The organism is Stenotrophomonas sp. SrG, assembly GCF_050031795.1.
GTDB classification, from domain to species: domain Bacteria; phylum Pseudomonadota; class Gammaproteobacteria; order Xanthomonadales; family Xanthomonadaceae; genus Stenotrophomonas; species Stenotrophomonas rhizophila_A.
The window spans coordinates 1-236 of record NZ_JBNBBE010001313.1 but is presented as its reverse complement, the minus strand read 5'-3'; the positions used below and the strand labels follow the sequence as shown (position 1 = coordinate 236).

General features: G+C 71.6%; 1 protein-coding gene. It reads left to right on the top strand.

What is annotated here, in order from left to right; genetic code table 11:
• Position 1 precedes the first annotated feature (1 nt).
• The coding region (locus ACQG3P_RS23675; protein WP_426806414.1) for an efflux RND transporter permease subunit at positions 2-236 on the top strand (235 nt) is incomplete at its 3' end.

Below are 236 nucleotides of genomic sequence, written 5' to 3'. Positions count from 1 at the left end.
CGTGCTGTGCGTGGCCGGCCTGTGGGGCTTCGACCAGCTGCCGGTCGCCCGCTTCCCCGACATCGCCTTCCCGAGGACCACGGTCACCGTGACCCAGCCGGGCGCCTCGCCCAGCCAGCTGGAGGCGGAGGGCACCCGCAAGGTCGAGGACTCGGTGGCCACGGTCAACCACGTCAAGCGCGTGATCTCCTCGGGCAGCGAAGGCGTCAGCACCACCACCAGCGCAGTCCAGCTCG